At 63.8% G+C, this 16,929-nt stretch carries 16 protein-coding genes; 10 read left to right on the top strand and 6 right to left on the bottom strand.

The genetic code is table 11. The features are described from left to right. Positions 1 to 8 precede the first annotated feature (8 nt). The 3 genes from DNK34_RS18990 to DNK34_RS18980 are packed head-to-tail and all read left to right on the top strand — an operon-like array spanning position 9 to position 2,184. Entirely contained in the window at positions 9 to 800 is a 792-nt protein-coding gene (locus DNK34_RS18990; protein ID WP_131177417.1) for an ABC transporter ATP-binding protein, read from the top strand. Beyond that, positions 797 to 1,567, top strand: a complete 771-nt coding sequence (locus tag DNK34_RS18985; RefSeq protein ID WP_131177416.1) for an IucA/IucC family C-terminal-domain containing protein — start codon at positions 797 to 799, stop codon at positions 1,565 to 1,567. Before DNK34_RS18990 ends, DNK34_RS18985 begins: the two co-directional genes overlap by 4 nt. Beyond that, positions 1,564 to 2,184 carry an RraA family protein gene (locus DNK34_RS18980; RefSeq protein WP_131177415.1) on the top strand — a complete coding sequence of 207 codons (621 nt, stop codon included), beginning with the start codon at positions 1,564 to 1,566 and terminating at the stop codon, positions 2,182 to 2,184. Before DNK34_RS18985 ends, DNK34_RS18980 begins: the two co-directional genes overlap by 4 nt. 103 nt (positions 2,185 to 2,287) lie before the next feature. On the opposite strand, the gene DNK34_RS18975 is transcribed toward DNK34_RS18980, so the two are convergent. The 5 genes from DNK34_RS18975 to DNK34_RS18955 all read right to left on the bottom strand — a co-directional run bounded on the left by DNK34_RS18975 (position 2,288) and on the right by DNK34_RS18955 (position 7,986). Beyond that, a complete protein-coding gene (locus DNK34_RS18975; protein WP_242675197.1) occupies positions 2,288 to 2,935 on the bottom strand; it encodes a hypothetical protein in 648 nt (215 codons plus the stop codon). A gap of 229 nt (positions 2,936 to 3,164) precedes the next feature. Further along, complete coding sequence (locus tag DNK34_RS18970) at positions 3,165 to 4,655, bottom strand: aldehyde dehydrogenase (RefSeq protein ID WP_131177414.1); 1,491 nt, start codon at positions 4,653 to 4,655, stop codon at positions 3,165 to 3,167. A gap of 1 nt (position 4,656) precedes the next feature. Then, positions 4,657 to 5,559, bottom strand: coding sequence for a dihydrodipicolinate synthase family protein (locus DNK34_RS18965; RefSeq protein WP_131177413.1), 903 nt, complete (start codon positions 5,557 to 5,559; stop codon positions 4,657 to 4,659). 294 nt (positions 5,560 to 5,853) lie between these two features. Next, entirely contained in the window at positions 5,854 to 7,173 is a 1,320-nt protein-coding gene (locus tag DNK34_RS18960; protein ID WP_131177412.1) for an NAD(P)/FAD-dependent oxidoreductase, read from the bottom strand. A gap of 90 nt (positions 7,174 to 7,263) precedes the next feature. After that, positions 7,264 to 7,986 carry a GntR family transcriptional regulator gene (locus DNK34_RS18955; protein ID WP_131177411.1) on the bottom strand — a complete coding sequence of 241 codons (723 nt, stop codon included), beginning with the start codon at positions 7,984 to 7,986 and terminating at the stop codon, positions 7,264 to 7,266. A gap of 543 nt (positions 7,987 to 8,529) precedes the next feature. On the opposite strand from DNK34_RS18955, the gene DNK34_RS18950 reads away from it, so the two are divergent. The 7 genes from DNK34_RS18950 to DNK34_RS18920 all read left to right on the top strand — a co-directional run bounded on the left by DNK34_RS18950 (position 8,530) and on the right by DNK34_RS18920 (position 15,263). Next, a complete protein-coding gene (locus tag DNK34_RS18950) occupies positions 8,530 to 9,222 on the top strand; it encodes a GntR family transcriptional regulator (protein WP_131177410.1) in 693 nt (230 codons plus the stop codon). Positions 9,223 to 9,417: 195 nt separating this feature from the next. Beyond that, entirely contained in the window at positions 9,418 to 10,269 is an 852-nt protein-coding gene (locus tag DNK34_RS18945) for a glycine betaine ABC transporter substrate-binding protein (RefSeq protein WP_131177409.1), read from the top strand. Positions 10,270 to 10,343: 74 nt separating this feature from the next. Continuing rightward, positions 10,344 to 11,462, top strand: a complete 1,119-nt coding sequence (locus DNK34_RS18940) for a quaternary amine ABC transporter ATP-binding protein (protein ID WP_131177408.1) — start codon at positions 10,344 to 10,346, stop codon at positions 11,460 to 11,462. Then, positions 11,459 to 12,319, top strand: coding sequence for an ABC transporter permease (locus DNK34_RS18935; protein WP_131177407.1), 861 nt, complete (start codon positions 11,459 to 11,461; stop codon positions 12,317 to 12,319). Before DNK34_RS18940 ends, DNK34_RS18935 begins: the two co-directional genes overlap by 4 nt. Beyond that, complete coding sequence (locus DNK34_RS18930; protein WP_131177406.1) at positions 12,306 to 13,157, top strand: ABC transporter permease; 852 nt, start codon at positions 12,306 to 12,308, stop codon at positions 13,155 to 13,157. Before DNK34_RS18935 ends, DNK34_RS18930 begins: the two co-directional genes overlap by 14 nt. Before the next feature lie 16 nt (positions 13,158 to 13,173). Continuing rightward, positions 13,174 to 14,172 carry a 4-hydroxyproline epimerase gene (locus tag DNK34_RS18925; RefSeq protein ID WP_131177405.1) on the top strand — a complete coding sequence of 333 codons (999 nt, stop codon included), beginning with the start codon at positions 13,174 to 13,176 and terminating at the stop codon, positions 14,170 to 14,172. A 41-nt stretch (positions 14,173 to 14,213) separates the two neighbouring features. After that, positions 14,214 to 15,263 (top strand): GlxA family transcriptional regulator, encoded by a 1,050-nt coding sequence (locus tag DNK34_RS18920; protein ID WP_131177404.1) that lies wholly within the window; start codon positions 14,214 to 14,216, stop codon positions 15,261 to 15,263. Between the two features lie 115 nt (positions 15,264 to 15,378). Here DNK34_RS18920 and DNK34_RS18915 read toward each other — a convergent pair whose 3' ends face one another. Beyond that, positions 15,379 to 16,878: a CoA-acylating methylmalonate-semialdehyde dehydrogenase gene (locus DNK34_RS18915; RefSeq protein ID WP_131177403.1), complete on the bottom strand. Its 1,500-nt coding sequence runs from the start codon at positions 16,876 to 16,878 to the stop codon at positions 15,379 to 15,381. Positions 16,879 to 16,929: the final 51 nt, after the last annotated feature.

Raw genomic sequence — 16,929 nt, 5'->3', positions numbered from 1 at the left:
TCATCGACATGACTGCGATCGTGAGCCGCAACCTGACCCTGGCGTATCAACGCCAGACCATCATCGACGCCCTGGACCTGGAATTGCCACGCGGCCAGGTCTCGGTGCTGATCGGCAGCAACGGCTGTGGCAAGAGCACGCTGCTCAAGTCCTTCGCGCGGTTGCTCAAGCCCCAGTCGGGGACGGTGATCCTCAATGGCGCCGACATCCAGCGCAAACCGACCGCCGCCGTGGCCCGGGAGTTGGCGATCCTGCCGCAGATGCCGGTGCCGCCCGAGGGCATCAGCGTGCGCCAGCTGGTCGCTCTGGGGCGCTATCCGTACCAGAGCTGGATGCAGCAATGGTCCGCCGAAGACGAGGCCGTGGTGGCCCGTGCCCTGAGCCGCACCGGCCTGGATGAGCTGGCCGAACGTCCGGTGGATGCCCTGTCCGGCGGCCAGCGGCAACGCGCCTGGATCGCCATGACCCTGGCCCAGCAAACGCCCTTGTTGTTGCTCGACGAGCCGACCACCTTTCTCGATCTGGCCCATCAGATCGAAGTGCTCGATCTGCTGCGCGAGCTCAACCGTCAGGAGGGCAAGACCATCGTCATGGTCCTCCACGACCTCAATCTGGCCTGCCGCTACGCCGATCACATGGTCGCCGTGCATCAGCGCACCGCCTATGCCCAGGGTCGCCCGGCGGACATTCTCACCGAGGCGCTGGTCAAGACGGTGTTCGATCTGGATTGCCGCATCATCCCCGACCCGTTCTTCCATACGCCGCTGTGCATCCCCTTTGGCCGGGACATTCCGCGATGAGCTTCAGCGACGCCGAATGGGCCAGCCTGTCAGGCGCGCTGCGACTGCGCCGCGAGGAGGAACGCGACCGTGGACGCAGCCTGCCGGCCGCCGAGCTGCTGGACGAAACCACCTGCATCGCGCTGCTGGATCAGCTCGGCCCGGTGATCCTTTCGCCGTCGCGGCGCATCACCGCCTCCCTGCTGGGCAAGCGCCTGTCGTTCCTGCTCACCGGCGCCTGCCTGTACGCCATGTCGGCCTACGACAAGGGCCTGCAACTGTCGCTGGCCAACACCCTCATCGAGTATGGCCACGACGACGGTGTGTGGACGTCGTCGCTGCCGCTGCACAGCCTGGCGGTCAGCCGGCCCGAGCCGGGTGCTCGTGATGACTGGCGCGAGGCCGTGGCCACGCAGCTGTTCGCCGGGCTGCTGCAGCCCCTGTGGGATACCTTCCATGGCGTCACGGGCGTATCGCGGCGCATCCTCTGGGAAAACACCGCGGTGCGGGTGTACTCGCTGTACGAGCGGCGCCTGGCCAAGCTCGACTGCGCCGAAACCGGCCAGCGCTGCGCCGAGGACTTCCACTGGCTGACGGAGCAGGCGCCGGGCAGCGTGTTCGGCCTCGACTACAACCCGCTCAAACACTTCAACCGGCCGCTGACGCTGGTCGACGACGGCGCCCGCGCCGTGCGCTTTCGCAGGACCTGCTGTTTCTACTACCAGGCCAGCGAACCGGTGGAATATTGCTCGACCTGCCCATTGATCCGCCCGAGGGCCGGCCGATGACATTCGCAGCACCCGCCCACCGCATTCCCGCCGCACTGCTCGATGCCTACCGAGGCATCGCCGCGTCGACCATCGGCCACTTTCTGCGTGAGGGCCACATTCACGGCCTGCCACCGCTGGTGGGCGACGTGCACGTCGTTGGCCGTGTCACCACCGTGCAGATCCACGCGCCGGACGGCAGCGTGCTGCGCGACGCCCTGATCGCCAGCCAGCCCGGTGATGTGCTGGTGGTCGCCAACCTGGGCGAGCAGGGCTGCGCCTGCTGGGGGGAGCTGCGTACCCTCGCCGCGCGCATCAAGGGCCTGGCCGCCGTGGTGATCGACGGCCCGGTGACCGACGTGCGTGCCCTGCGAGCGCTTGGCCTGCCGATCTTCTGCAGCGGCGTCAGTGCCTACACCACGCGCTCCCTCGGTGAGCACGGCGCGGTGAACGTGCCGGTGACCATCCGCGGCGTCGACGTGCAGCCCGGCAATTTGCTGGTGGCCGACGACGATGGCATCTACGTGCTCGCGGCCGAACAGGCCGCTGGCTTGCTGGAACGCCTGCAGAACAAGGAAGCCGCCGATGCCGCGCGGCGCGCCGAGTTGCAGGCGCGTCTGCCAGCGGCCCGTCCCTAGCCAGTCATTGCTACTGCCATCAGTATTCAAGGCTCTCCGATGACGCAGCGCTCACTCCACCCAAAACGCTACCTTTGGATACGGAACGCGAAGCGCATACTGGTTATTCCTTTTCCGCCAGCGGCGGATAGATCACTTCCCGCGTATCCAGATTGCGAATCTCGGACTTGATGGTAATGGTCGAGACCTCACGTCCCGGAGGTCCAGTGATGTCGTCCCGGGTCGAGAAATCCACGATATAGCGCTGGCCCGGAAGGAATTCGACATCGCGGGCGGCGAAGCCGCACTTGGCGCCGCCGGTACCCAGCGCGTTCATCGATGCCCAGCACCAGCTCAGTGAGTGCTTGCCCGGGGTCAGCCGGAGTGCCTGTTTGCCGGAAACATCGAGGATCGAGCGACGCCCGGCGCCCTCGAGCAGTTGGTCATCCACATGCGTGGCCAGCAACAGTCGGTGGAAAGGTACGCCCAACCCGCGAAATCGTGTGGTCGCGAAGTATACGACCGGTGCATCGGCGGCATTATCGGAGAGGTCATAGGGCGTCATCGACTCAGGCGCCCAATCGCCTTGGTAATCCTTGTAGTGGTAATTGGAGCAGGCGCTGGTGAGAGCGGCGATCAGCAGGACGGCCGATAGCTTCAGGCACGACGAGAATGACGACGAGCGCATTTGTTCTTCCTTGTTGAACGAGAGAGCCGCATAGGATAGCGCGTCGGCAATCGGCCTGTCCCTGAGCCGGACAGGGAATTCCATGCCATCGGCTTCGTGCTCATTGAACGTCCAGGCCGATCGCTCTTGATCGGGGTGGATAGCGTGTGGAAGCGCCCGCTGTGAGGAGCGAGAGCGCAGCCTCTCTCCGTTGAGGTGCACACGGGTTCAGCGTTTGGTTTTCGATTGTATGAGCGGTGCTCTTCCTTGAGCGCTGCCGCCTCCCTGGCGCGTCGGCTCATGCGCTGGGATAACCCAGCGCATCAACGTCGAATCACGATGCATCGATCCAGATCGTTTTGAGCTCGGTGTATTGATCATGCGCCCATTGCGACTTGTCGCGACCGCCGAAGCCCGACTCGTTATAGCCTCCGAACGGCGTCGAGGCGTCGCCTTCGCCGAAGCAGTTGACGGTCACGATGCCGGCACGGATTTCCCGGGACAGGCGCAGCGCATGGCGCAGGCTGCCGGTGTAAGCCGACGCGGCCAGGCCGTATACCGTATCGTTGGCCAGGTCGATGGCCTCGTCGATATTGCTGAAGGACGTGACCGCCAGCACCGGACCGAAGATCTCTTCCCGGAAAAGCCTGCTGTCGCGGCCCACGTCGTCGAAGACGGTGGGCTCGACGAAGATCTCGCTCGTCGTTTCACCGCCGAAGACGACCTTCAGCCGTTCGTTCTGCGCCTGATCGATGTACGAGCGAACCTTGTCGAAATGAACCTTGCTGACCAGGGAGCCGAGGCGGTTCTGCGGGTCCAGCGGGTCGCCCAGCTTCCAGTCGCGGATATGCACGCCGATGCGTTCCAGCAGGGCGTCCTTGATGTCGGCATGAACGATCAGGCGCGAGGACGCCGAGCAGTTCTCGCCCATGTTCCAGAAGGCGCCGTTGACGACGTGCTGAGCGACCTGATCGAGATCCTCGACGTCGTTCATCACCACCGCCGGGTTCTTGCCGCCGCACTCCAGCACCACGCGCTTGAGGTTCGACTCGGCGGCGTACTTGAGGAACAGGCGGCCCGTCGCCGTGGAGCCGGTGAAGCTGATCATGGCGACGTCGGGGTGGCGCCCGATGGGCTCACCGGCGTCCTTGCCCGAGCCCGGCACCACGTTGAACACGCCGGCGGGAATGCCCGCTTCCTGGGCCAGCTCCGCCACGCGCAGGGCGGTGAGTGAGGTTTCCTCGGCAGGCTTGACGACGATGGAGCAGCCGGCGGCGAGCGACGGCCCGATCTTCCAGGCCAGCATCAGCAGCGGGAAGTTCCAGGGCAGTACCAGGCCGACCACGCCGATGGGCTCGCGAACCACCATGGCCATCGCGGCCGAGCCAGCCGGCGCCGTGCTGTCGTAGATCTTGTCGATCAGTTCGGCATGCCAGCGCAGGGTGTTGATGGTTTCCGGCACGTCGACGTTCTGGCATTCCTGGATCGGCTTGCCGCTGTCCAGGCTTTCCATGACCGCCAGTTCGTGGGCGTTTTCCTCGAGCAACTGGGCGAAGCGCAGCAGCACCGCCTTACGGGTACTCGGCGAGAGCAGATGCCAGCGACCGTCCTTGAAGGCCTTTCGTGCGCTGGCGACCGCCAGGTCGACGTCGTCGCCGTCGCAGGCCGCGACATTGGCCAGCGCTTGCCCCGTCGCCGGGTTGGTCGTCGCGAAGGTTCGCCCCGAGACGGAATCGCGGAACGCACCGTCGATGAACGCCTGGGTACGGAAGTTCAGCTTGGCGGCAATCGCCGCATATTCCTCTTTGCTCAACAATTCAGCCATTTCAGATGCCCTCGGTGATTTTCGCGATGTTGCCCTTGAGTACGGCGATGATGCCCTTCAGCGTCTGCTTCTCGCCGTCGTCGAGCGATTGCAGGGGTGCCCGCACGCCGCCGCTGTTCAGGCCGTTGAGCTCGCAGCCGTACTTGATGGACTGGACGAACTTGCCCGCTTCCAGGAAATCCATCAGTGGCATCATCTCGGCCATGATGCGGCGACCCTTGGCGAAGTCGTTCTCGACCACGCAGGCCTGATAGAGGGCGAGGTGTTCGTGGGGGATGAAGTTGGAGCCGGCGCAGACCCAGCTGCGCGCGCCCCAGGCGAAGAATTCCAGGGCCTGGTCGTCCCAGCCACAGGACAGGGCGATCTGCGGGTACTCGCGAGCGAGGCGATGCAAGTGGGCAATGTCACCGGAGCTTTCCTTGATGGCGACGATGTTCTTGCAGCCAGCGATGGCGGAGAAGAACGCCTCGCCCATGGCCATGCCCATGCGTGCAGGATAGTTGTACAGCATGATCGGCAAGCCGGCGGCGCGGTCGACCGCCAGCACGTGCGTGGCGATTTCCTGCTGGGTGGGCAGTGCGTAGGGCGGTGTGCCGACCAGAATGGCGTCGGCCTTGATGTCCTTGGCCGCTTGCGCGAAGGCGACCGAGTCTTCGGTACGGATGGCGCCGGTGCCCACGATCAGCGGCAGCCGGCCATTGATCACATCCCTGGCCCTGGCGGCGAGCTCGAAGCGCTCCTGTGCGGTATGCGCGTAGTACTCGCCGGTGGAGCCACCGACGATGATGCCGTGGACCTTGGCTTCGATCAGGTATTCGAGGACATTGGCGAAGGCGCAGTCGTCGATCTTGCCTTCTGCCGTCAGTGGCGTGATTGCCGGGGTGTAGATGCCTTCAAATTTCACGGTGCGGTCTCCTGTGGGGTCATCTTCTGTTCGCCGCGTCAGCGCTTCGCCGGTTGACGCGGCAGGTTGGTTTCAGGTGAGCGAAGCCAGATCCGTTTCCCGCTAGGAATTGTCATCGTGGTCTCCTGGCCCTGGGCTGGCGAATGAATTCAGGCTGAACGAAGCCGTGGGGCTGAAGTTTCCTTCAGCCTTGAGGTTCGTAAGCCACCTGAAGCGAACGTGGCGCGCTGTAGCTTGCGCAACCCCTGACAGGGGCTGCCGCGGGTGTGCTGAAACCGCTGGATACGCGGGTACTCAACTCTCTCGGCCGGCGCGATACTGGCCCCACTTGAGGTTGAGGTTCACCCCGAGAGAAAGAAACGGTTCGGGCGGATTGGTGTTCGGGCCGGGTGCGCTCTGCAGAAAATCGATCAACTCGTTTCTTTCTCCGGCCAGCCAGTCGGCCAGGAGTTTGCCAGTGGCCGTCCCCCGCGTTACGCCAAGGCCGTTGCAGCACAGGGCACCGTAGACATTGGGTGCCAGCTGACCGAATTGGCTCATGTGATTTCTCGCCAGGGCCAGCGAACCGCCCCAGCTGTACTCGAAACCGACATCCAGCAAGCTGGGGAAACGGCATTCGAAGGAAGCGCGATGTCGATGCGCGAAGCGGTCAATGAGCGTCGCATTGCTGCGCCCGTCAGGGTTGAAGCTGAAGCTGTTGCGGATCAGCAGGCGGTTGTCCGGGGTACGGCGTACGGTCGTGCCGAATGTATCGGCCGGTATCACGCCCCAGTAAGGTTTGCCACCCAGGCGTACCTGCTCTTCGGGGGCGAGGGGCCGGGTGAGGCTGGCGTAGGTGAAAACCGGCAGCATCTTGCCCTTGAGGAAGCCGAAGCTCATGCCGAAGGCATTGTTGGTGAGAATCAGCCTGTCGGTGGTGATGCTGCCGTTGGCGTGACCAAGGACGATCCTGTCGCCGTACTCGACCTCGGTGATGGGCGTGTGTTCGTAGAGGGTGACGTTTCCCGGGAGCGTGTCGGCCAGGCCCTTGACCAGTGCGGCTGGCTGGATGAGTGCGGTTCCCGGGGTGAACAGGGCCTTGCGGTAGAAGCGCGTACCTATGTGCGCGGGCAGTTCATCGGCCTCGATCATTTCATAGGCCTGCCCCAGTTTGTCCAGGCCGCGCCGGTAGGCGTCGAGGACGGCGATCCCGCGGTCTTCGATGGCGGCCTGATACTTGCCGCACGCCTGCAACTGGCAGTCGATGGCATGCCGCTCGACCAGCTCCTTGAGCAGCGACTGGCCCAAGAGGTTGAGCTTCAGGATGGTTCTTGCCGTGGCGATGTCGCCGATATAGTCGTCGGCGCCGATATCGTGGGGCAGGTCGATGGCAAAACCGGCATTTCGGCCCGAGGGGCCGAAGCCCACCGCCTGGGCCTCGACGAGCACGATCTCCTCGGCGGGGAAGTTCAGCGCCAGCTGGCGAGCCGCGGCAAGGCCGGTGAAGCCGGCACCGACGATGACCCAACGCGCGGAGCGCTTGCCGTAATGGCCGGGCCTTGGCTGTCTGGGCTTGCTGAGATGGTACCAACCGCAGGAGGCGTCATCGGCAGGCAAGTGGGTTACTTTCGTCATTGCAGGGACCTAGCTTTTTCGTTCGAGCCTGTTAACCATCCCTTGCGTGAAATGACTCACCATCGTGCGATGCCACTAGCGCTTGGGGTCTCAATACGTCAGGGCCACCTCGACCCCCGCCGGCGCGGCGTATTCCGCCATACGCCGCCGCGAGAGTTCGAAATGCGCCCGGACGACGTCAGCTGCCGTATCGGGGTCTTGCCGTTCGATGGCATCGATCATCTGGTCGTGCTGGACACAGGCGGTCTCGAGATCCCGCTGCATGTCGTCGGTCGTCGGGTGTCGGTAGAAAATCTTGCCAAGCCGCGCATGGTCGATCAGCAGGCGACGCAGGCTGGGCATCAGGTAATCGTTGTGCGCCATCTTGCCGATCTCCAGGTGGAACGCGTCGTTATGGATGACCCGGCCCTCGACGTCCTTTTCCTCTATGGCTCTGCGGAACTGGCGCTGAATGCCCTTGAGCACCTCGATTTCCGATGCCGAGGCATGGACGGCGGCCAGTTGCGTCGTGGCGATGTAGATCAGCGGTGCAGCGAGGTAAAAACTGCGCAGTGAGTCGTGGCTCATGGAGGCCACGCGCGGGGCGCGATTGGCTTCCAGCTCGATGTAGCCCTCAGCCGCGATCTGTCGCAGCAGTTCCCGCACAGGGGGGCGCGAGAGGCCGAACTCGTTGCACAGGGCAATCTCGTCGACGACTGCTCCGGGCGCCAGTTCCATGCTCAGAATCCGGCGCCGCAGCGCATCTCCCAGAACCGCTTTGCGATCCAGAGGGATATCGATACGGGATTGATCGACTTCGAGAGAGGGTTTCATCGACGCTTTTCTATTTGCCATGGTTTATGTCTACTGTTTGTATAATGACTATAGAATCCTGTTAGACAATATGTCTACAGGTTTTTTCGAGCGGTACGGGTCGGCTTCCACCCGCCTACGGGCATGCCGGAAACCGTCCATGGCGAAGGCCGTCCGTTGGGCTGGCTTGCCGGAGCAACAATGCGTGGCGCCACTGCTATTTACCATACCCGTTCTCATCCGGCGTTCAGGCCTGCCATGGAGAGCGTGCCATCCGTCGTTGGGGGAGCGCTGCGCTTTTGGCGCCAGCCAGGGTATTCCCCGGTAATGGCCGGGGCGGGGTTTCCAGTGCGACCCTCACGTATCTGTGCGCGACAAAACTGGCTGTCTGCCCTGGGCTGTAATTCATTGAATATCGATATAAATCAATGGCTTGAAAGTATTTAATTTGAATTCTTTCTGTATACATAAAGAATTCAAATCGTATTGACCGTTTCGGAAGCCCGTGCGAGTCTCGACTCAACAGCCACTTTCCAGCGGTTGGCGAGTCCGTGGAGGGCCTCCATGAGAAGCGGCAAGAACAGCCTGTACGACGACATCAAGCGGCAGATCCTGACGATGGAGCTCGACCCCGACCAGACCCTGGACGAGGCCGCTCTCGGCGAACGCTACGGGCTTTCCCGTACGCCGGTCAGAGAGGTCTTCCGCCGTTTGGCAGGCGAAGGCTACCTGGACATTCAAGAGAACCGCGGGGCGCGAGTCGCTCCCATGAACCATTCGACCCTGAGGAATTTCTTCCTCGTCGCGCCCATGGTCTATGCCGCCATCGGCCGGCTCGCCGTGCATAACTTCAGGCCCGCTCAGTTGAGCGATCTGAAGGACACCCAGGAGCGGTTTCGCCGGGCCACTCTCTCCGGGGACGCGCTGGCCATGGTGGTGGAGAACAACCGATTCCACGAAATCATGGGCGAGATGTCCGGCAACCAGTACCTGGCGCCCAGCCTCGGGCGGCTGCTGATCGACCATGCGCGGATCGGGCATACCTTCTTCAGGCCCAGGGATCAGGAGATGGAGCAACACCTGCTGCTCTCGATGGAGCACCACGATGCCTTCATAGACGCCTTCGCCAGGCATGACGAGGCTGCGGTCGTGGATCTGGTCTTCGAGCACTGGGAGCTTTCACGGGGCAACATGGAAATGTTCATCGCCCCGCAGGGGTTGAAGGCCGATAAGTGGGTCGACCGCACTGGGGCCTGATGGAGCGCTGCGTCTCCCGGGCCACGCCGAGGCCCGGTCACACAAGAAAAAATAGGCGCAAAGCGAAATTCCGAAGGCGGCGGTTGCAAGCACGAGCCTGGCCAAAAGAATGCGTGGGGAACGGCCGAACACGGTCCCGGCGTCATGAAGCGGCACTTACAACAGACCTTATCAACTGACAACGAGGGGTAAGCCATGAACTATTTGCGGAAGGCACTCTGCGCGCTTGCGCTACTGGGCGTGACCGTTTTTCAGGTACAGGCGCAAGAAAAAGTCATCAAGATGGGAACGCTCTCCTGGGAGGATCTCACGCCCATTACCGGCATTACCAAAAAGACACTGGAAAACGCCGGTTACACGGTGGAGGTCACGTCGTTCTCGGAATGGGGCATCGCTTATGCGGCCTTGAGCAAGGGCGATATCCAGATCCTCACCTCGCAAATCGATTACGCCGCGCACGATTACTGGAACCGTAACAAGAATCGCCTGGAGAAGATTTCTCCGGTCTCCCACGGCCTTTACCAGGGCATCGCGGTACCCCGCTACGTCACCATCGACTCCCTCGACCAGCTAAACGACAACGCCGGGAAGTTCGGCAACAGGATCGTCGGTATCGAGCCCGGATCAGGCCTGATGAGCGATGCGGCGAACGCGGTGTCGGCATATGGCCTCAAGCTCAACCTGCTCGAGGGCAGCACGGCCGCCATGACCGCGGCGCTCAAATCCGCCGTCGATCGCAAGGACTGGGTCGCCGTGACCATCTGGGAACCGTCCTGGATGACGCAGAAGTTCGATGTGAAATTCCTCGAGGACCCCAAAGGCATTTTCCCGCCGCCACAGGGCTACTACTGGATCGCCCAGAAGGGATTCTCCGAGAAGAACCCGCAGGCGCGTGAAGTGATTGCCGGTGTCTATGTACCGCTGGCGGACATCACCGCCATCAATGGCGAAGTGAAAGATGGCAAGACCATGGATCAGGCCATCGCTGACTGGTCCGACAAGAACGCCGAACTGCTGAAACGCTGGAACACCATAAAAAAATACTGACGTACGCTTTAACTGCCGCTGCCGAACTTGATGTCAACAACTAGACCAGAATCCTCTGGTTCGACGGGTGCGAAATGAATACCTTGAGTAATGGCACTGACGAAGTGCTTGTAAGTTGCCAGTCCGTCTGGAAAGTCTTTGGCCAGAATGCCGCCGCGGCGATGAAGGCTTATGTCGAGCGGGGCTTGACCAAGAAACAGATACTGCAGGATTACGGCTGTGTCGTCGGTGTGTCGGATGTCAGTCTTGAGGTTCGCCGCGGCGAAATCTTTTGCATCATGGGTCTTTCAGGCAGCGGCAAGTCCACGCTGATTCGTTTGCTCAACAAACTGATCACGCCCAGTTCCGGTCAGGTCCTGGTGAAAGGCAAGGACCTGGCAAGCCTCAGTGCAGTGGAGTTGCGCAAGGTACGCGCGCAACATATCGGCATGGTGTTCCAGAGTGTGGCGTTGCTGCCGCACCGTACCGTTCTGGAGAACGCCGCTTTCGGGCTCGAGGTGCAAGGCGTCGCCAGGGCCGAACGGCACAAGGTCGCCGAGCAGGCGCTGGCCAAGGTCGGCCTGAGCGACTGGGCCGCTCGCTATCCCGCCGAGCTGTCGGGCGGTATGCAACAACGGGTCGGTCTGGCGCGCGCCATTACCTCCGACCCGGAAATAATCCTGATGGATGAGCCGTTCAGCGCGCTCGACCCGCTCATCCGCCGGCAACTGCAGGACGAGTTCCGCCAGCTCAGCAAATCCCTCGGCAAGTCTGCGGTGTTCATCACCCATGACCTGGAAGAGGCGATCCGCATCGGCGATCGCATCGCGATCATGAAGGACGGCATGATCATCCAAGAGGGGACGGCCGAAGACATCGTGCTGAATCCGGCCGACGACTACGTGGCCGATTTCGTGGCCGGCATCTCGCGCCTGCATCTGGTCAAGGCGCACTCGGTGATGACGCCCCACGCGATCTACCGGCAAGCCCATCCCGAGGTCGACCTCGGCACGCTCTCCAGCACGACGCCCGGCGCGGATCTGGACGAACTGATCAACCTGCTGATCCAGTCCGGTGGTGAGGCCCTGGCCGTCGTGGAGGAGGGCCGGCCGCTGGGTGTGATCACCGCGCGCGACCTGCTGCGCGGCGTGCAGGGCGCGCCGAACGAGCCTGCGCAAGCACCGCTGCGGACGTCGCTGGAGCCCTCGCTATGAGCATTGCAGACTTCGCTTCCTCGTTCGACGAAACGGTCGACGCCGGGCTGGAGTGGCTGACGGATCACGGCGCCAACGTCTTCGACGTGCTCAACCAGGTGCTCACGGGTTTCTACGAGGCCGTGCTGTGGGTCTTGCAGGTGGCGCCCTTCTATGGGGTGGCGCTGGTGGTCGGGGCGCTGGCCTGGCGACTGTCGTCGAGCCCCAGGTTCGGCATCGCCTCGGCCCTGGCCCTGGCCTTCTGCGCGGTCATGGGACTCTGGCCCGCGACCATGAGCACACTGGCGCTGGTGCTGGCGGCGACCAGCCTGGCATTGCTGGTCGGTATCCCGGTGGGGGTGGCGGCCGGCCTGCTGCCCGCGCTGGACAGGGTGACCGAGCCGGTACTCGACCTGGTGCAGACCCTGCCGCCCTATATTTACCTCCTGCCCGCCATCGCGCTGCTGGGCTATGGCTCGGCGACCGCGCTGGTGGCCACCTTCATCGTCGCCGTCCCGCCGGTGCTCAGGCTGACCTCCCTGGGCATCCGCATGACCCCCAATCAGTTCATCGAACTGGGCGAGGCGAGCGGCACCAGTGGCTGGCAGCTGTTCTTCAAGATCCGCCTGCCGTTCGCCCTGCCCAGCATCATGGCCGGGGTGAACCAGAGCCTGATGATGGCCTTCGGCATGGTGGTGATCGCCGGCATCGTCGGCTCCGGCGGGCTGGGGGAGGCCATCTACGGCGCCATTCGCACCCTGGATATCGCGCAGTCGATCAATGCTTCCATCGCCATCGTCATCCTGACCCTGATCCTCGATCGCATGGCACAGAGCGCCACACGGGCGGCAAAGGAGGTGGGCCATGAATCTCGCTGAGCTGACATTCTCGCCGGGTCAGCACCTCGCGCCGCTGATCGACTGGCTGAACGCGAATTTTCATCCCTTGTTCGCGGCGATCAGCCGGGTGATCGAGACGGTCCTCGGTGGCGCCGAGTTCGCCCTGCTGGCCATACCCGCCTACGCGCTGATCGCGCTGGTCGCGGTGCTGGCGTACCTGCTCATCGGTATCCGCGCAGCGCTGCTGTCGGCCCTCATGCTGGGCTTCTGCCTGCTCTCCGGGCTGTGGACGGCGTCGATGCAGACGATCGCCCTGGTCTCGGTATCGGTGCTGATATCGGTAGCCATCGCCTTCCCGCTGGGCGTCCTGGCGTCGCGGGTGAAACGCTTCGAGGCGGCCGTGAACCCGCTGCTGAACGTCATGCAGACGGTGCCGCCCTGGGTCTACCTGATCCCGGCGGTGATGATTTTCAGCCTGGGCAAAGTACCGGCGATCATCGCCACCGTCATCTATGGCATTCCACCGATGATGCGGCTCACCACGCTGGCCTTCAACCAGCTGCCAAAGGACCTGCTCGAGCTGGGGCAAGCGACGGGCGCCTCCCCACGGGCCATTTTGTTCAAGATCGAGATCCCCGCGGCGACGCCGACCTTATTGGTCGGGCTCAACCAGTGCATCCTGCTGTCCCTGGCCATGGTGGTGCTGGCCGGGCTGGTCGGCGCCGGCGGGCTCGGCGCCGAAGTGACCCGTGGCCTGACGCGCATGGAAATGGGCCTCGGCCTGCGGGCCGGGCTGGCCATCGTGGCGGTCGCCCTGCTGCTGGATCGTCTGTCACGCGGGGCGCTGCAGCGGCACTCCGTCCCTAAAGCGAGCTAGAGGGGGAGAACGACGCGTGCGAAGCACATTCTTCTGCATCGACGCCCATGCCTGTGGCAACCCGGTGCGGGTCGTCGCGGGCGGCGCACCGCTGATGCCCCATGTGAGCATGGCCGATCGGCGCGAGCTGTTCGTGCGTGAGCATGACTGGATTCGCAAGGCCCTGATGTTCGAACCCCGCGGCCATGAGGTGATGTCCGGGGCGATGATCTATCCCTCGATACGCAGCGATTGCGATTTCGCCGTGCTGTTCATCGAAGTGAGTGGCTGCCTGCCGATGTGCGGGGCAGGTACCATCGGCTTGAGCACCGTGGTGATCGAACACGGGCTTGTCAAGCCGAAGGTGCCGGGCAAGCTGTCCATCGAGACGCCAGCCGGCAAGGTGGATGTCGAGTACCGCATGGCCGGCGACAAGGTCGAGTCGGTCAGCCTGTTCAACGTGCCGAGCTACCTGCACGCGGCCGATGTCAGCGTCGAGGTTCCCGGCCTGGGCCGGCTCGTCGTCGATATCGCCTACGGCGGCAATTACTACGCCGTGGTCGAGCCCCAGGAAAACTGGCCGGGACTGCAGGGCATGTCTTCCGCGGAGATCGTCGCCCATAGCCGCAGCCTGCGTACGGCGCTCGCCGACATTTGCGCCCCGGTGCATCCGGACGATCCACGGATCAATGGCGTGCACCACGCCATCTGGTGCGACGCCGGCAGCAGCGAACAGGCGGATGGACGCAACGTCGTCTTCTACGGCGACAAGGCCATCGACCGCTCGCCGGGGGGGACCGGTACCTCCGCCCGCCTGGCGCAACTGTATGGCAAGGGGCGCCTCGCCGTGGGCGACACCTATCGCAGCGAGAGTCTGATCGGTACGATCTATCAGGGCCGTGTCGAAGCCGCCACCCGGGTCGGTCCCTATCCGGGCATCCTGCCCAGTGTCGCCGGCTGGGCGCAGGTGATCGGGCTCAATACCATCTTCGTGGACGAGCGCGATCCGTTGGCCCACGGTTTCCTGGTGGACTGAACGCGCGCCGGTGAACGACACCGGCGCCGCCTCCAATAAGAATGAATGATCGAGAGGGGCAGAGATTGTCGGACAGGCGACGTTTCAGTGAGGCCCTGCAAGGGCAGAACCTGCGTTTCGTGGGCGAGAAGGACAAGCGGCTGCGGCAGGCCCGGGTCGGCTTTCTGCTGCTCGAGCATTTTTCCCTGCCGGCCTTCACCCAGGCGCTCGATACCCTGGTCACGGCCAATCTCATCAGTGCGGGTGTCTTCGCAACCCGGACGTTCAGCCTGAATGGCGAGTCGGTCGCCAGCGATCTCGGCATCGTCATCTGCCCTGATGCCGAGCTGGGTACGCGCCACCTCCCGGAGCTGGATCTGCTGGTGATCTGTGGCGGGCTGCGCACCGCCTTGCGGCCGATTCCGGCGCTCAGGCAACTGCTGCATGCCGCGGACGAAAAGGGCGTGGCGCTGGCCGGGCTATGGAGTGGCGCATGGTTCCTGGGACAGGCGGGTCTGCTCGATGGCCATAAATGCGCGATCCATCCCGAGCACCGTGCCGCGTTGGCGGAGATCGCCAGGCACAGCCAGGTCACCTCCGAAAGCTTCATGGTCGACCGGGATCGCCTCACCGCGGCCAGTCCCACCGGCGCGTTCAATATGGTGCTCGAGTGGATCGACAGGCTGCATGGCCGCGCTCTGGTCGATGGCATCGTCGATATCCTGGCCTTCGAAGAGTCCCGCTACAGGCGAGTGCGCCCGACCTTGCACGAGAAAATGAGCGAACCGCTGCGCAATGTCATCAGCCTGATGAGCGCAAACATCGAGGAGCCCTTGAGCCCGGAGCAGCTTGCCCATTACGCCGGTCGATCGAGGCGTCAGATCGAAAGGCTGTTCCAGCAGCAGCTCGGCACGACACCGGTTCGCTACTACCTGGAACTGCGCATCACCGAAGGGCGCCGGCTGCTGCAGCATTCGGACTTGCCCATCCTCGACGTGAGCGTCGCCTGCGGCTTCGTTTCACCCAGCCATTTCAGCAAATGCTACGCCGCGTACTTCGGCAATTCACCTTCCAGGGAAGTGCGGCATGGGCATGTGAAGTCGAGCAAGTGAATGTCGTTCAGCCCGATCGGCTCGAGGGCGGTGCCTGACCGAATGCCCGGAAGATAGGCCGAGGCGAGGAGCACGGGCGTGGCCTGCCAGGCCCGCCGTGCTCCTGGTCCCGCGATCAGCCGTTGCTGGGAAAGGCGAACTGCGCCGCCTCATGGCTCTTGCGCTTGACCCAGCGCTGGGTGATCGACTTGCGCCGGGTGTAGAAGCGCACGCCGTCCGGGCCGTAGGCGTGCAGGTCGCCGAACAGCGAGCGCTTCCAGCCGCCGAAGCTGTGGTAGCTCACCGGTACCGGCAGCGGTACGTTGACGCCGACCATGCCGACCTCGATCTCGTCGCAGAACAGCCGGGCCGCCTCGCCATCGCGGGTGAAGATGCAGGTGCCGTTGCCGTATTCGTGGGCGTTGATCAGGGCCATCGCCTCCTCCAGGCTGGCGACCCGCACGATGCACAGCACCGGGCCGAAGATTTCCTCCTGGTAGATGGTCATCCCGGGCGTGACGTGATCGAAGAGGGTGCCGCCGACGAAGAAGCCTGCCTCGTTGCCCCGCACCTTCAGGTCGCGGCCATCCAGCAACAGCCTGGCGCCCTGTTCGACGCCGCTGGCGATGTAGCCCACCACCTTGTCCCGCGCTGCCGCGCTGACCAGCGGGCCCATGTCCAGGCCGACGGAGGTGCCGGCGCCGATGTTCAGCCCGCGGATTTTCGGCAGCAGCTTGTCGACCAGGCTGTCGGCGACCTGGTCGCCCACGGCCACCACCACCGAGATCGCCATGCAGCGTTCGCCGCAGGAGCCGTAGGCGGCGCCCATCAGCGCGTTGACGGTGTTGTCCAGGTCGGCATCCGGCAGCACCACGGCATGGTTCTTCGCGCCGCCGAGCGCCTGCACGCGTTTGCCGCGCTTGGTGCCCTCGCTGTAGATGTACTCGGCGATCGGCGTCGAGCCGACGAAGCTCAACGCCTTGACTTGCGGGGCCTCGATCAGGGCATCCACAACCTGCTTGTCGCCCTGCACGACGTTCAGGACGCCCTTGGGCAGACCGGCCTCATTGAGCAGTTCGGCGATGTACAGGGTGGCGCTGGGGGTACGCTCCGACGGTTTGAGGATGAAGCAGTTGCCGCAGACGATCGCCAGTGGATACATCCACAGCGGGACCATGGCCGGGAAGTTGAACGGGGTGATGCCGGCGACCACGCCGAGCGGCTGGAAGTCGCTCCAGGCGTCGATGTTGGGGCCGACGTTACGGCTGTATTCGCCCTTGAGCAGTTCCGGCGCGGCGCAGGCGTATTCGACGTTCTCGATGCCGCGCTTGAGTTCGCCGGCGGCGTCTTCCAGGGTCTTGCCGTGTTCTTCGCTGATCAGGCGGGCGATGGCCGCTTCGTGCGTCTCCAGCAATTGCTTGAAGCGGAACATGATCTGGGCGCGTTTGGCCGGCGGCGTGTTGCGCCAGGCGGGGTAGGCCGCGCTGGCCGCGTCGATGGCCTGGCGCAGCACATCGGCATCGGCCAGGCCGACCTGGGCGATGACCTGCCCGGTGGAAGGGTTGTAGACATCGGCGCTGCGCCCCGTACTCACCACGTGGCTGTCGTCGATCAGGTGGGGGATTCTTTTCGTCATGGTTGCTCCGCAAGGGCCGGGTACGTACCCGGCGTCAGATGATGGGCGAAG

The organism is Phytopseudomonas dryadis (genome assembly GCF_004327355.1).
Taxonomy (GTDB): Bacteria; Pseudomonadota; Gammaproteobacteria; order Pseudomonadales; family Pseudomonadaceae; genus Aquipseudomonas; species Aquipseudomonas dryadis.
Note: the sequence above shows the minus strand (reverse complement) of the source record. Positions and strands in the feature narration are given on the sequence as shown.

Bases quoted from the DNA above. Each gene is read 5' to 3' on its own strand.
- DNK34_RS18930 (WP_131177406.1), top strand. From the start codon at position 12,306: ATGAATCTCGCTGAGCTGACATTCTCGCCGGGTCAGCACCTCGCGCCG.
- DNK34_RS18955 (WP_131177411.1), bottom strand. From the start codon at position 7,986: ATGAAACCCTCTCTCGAAGTCGATCAATCCCGTATCGATATCCCTCTG.
- DNK34_RS18935 (WP_131177407.1), top strand. From the start codon at position 11,459: ATGAGCATTGCAGACTTCGCTTCCTCGTTCGACGAAACGGTCGACGCC.
- DNK34_RS18960 (WP_131177412.1), bottom strand. From the start codon at position 7,173: ATGACGAAAGTAACCCACTTGCCTGCCGATGACGCCTCCTGCGGTTGG.
- DNK34_RS18985 (WP_131177416.1), top strand. From the start codon at position 797: ATGAGCTTCAGCGACGCCGAATGGGCCAGCCTGTCAGGCGCGCTGCGA.
- DNK34_RS18915 (WP_131177403.1), bottom strand. From the start codon at position 16,878: ATGACGAAAAGAATCCCCCACCTGATCGACGACAGCCACGTGGTGAGT.
- DNK34_RS18990 (WP_131177417.1), top strand. From the start codon at position 9: ATGACTGCGATCGTGAGCCGCAACCTGACCCTGGCGTATCAACGCCAG.
- DNK34_RS18975 (WP_242675197.1), bottom strand. From the start codon at position 2,935: ATGGAATTCCCTGTCCGGCTCAGGGACAGGCCGATTGCCGACGCGCTA.
- DNK34_RS18980 (WP_131177415.1), top strand. From the start codon at position 1,564: ATGACATTCGCAGCACCCGCCCACCGCATTCCCGCCGCACTGCTCGAT.
- DNK34_RS18970 (WP_131177414.1), bottom strand. From the start codon at position 4,655: ATGGCTGAATTGTTGAGCAAAGAGGAATATGCGGCGATTGCCGCCAAG.
- DNK34_RS18940 (WP_131177408.1), top strand. From the start codon at position 10,344: ATGAATACCTTGAGTAATGGCACTGACGAAGTGCTTGTAAGTTGCCAG.
- DNK34_RS18945 (WP_131177409.1), top strand. From the start codon at position 9,418: ATGAACTATTTGCGGAAGGCACTCTGCGCGCTTGCGCTACTGGGCGTG.
- DNK34_RS18920 (WP_131177404.1), top strand. From the start codon at position 14,214: ATGAATGATCGAGAGGGGCAGAGATTGTCGGACAGGCGACGTTTCAGT.
- DNK34_RS18950 (WP_131177410.1), top strand. From the start codon at position 8,530: ATGAGAAGCGGCAAGAACAGCCTGTACGACGACATCAAGCGGCAGATC.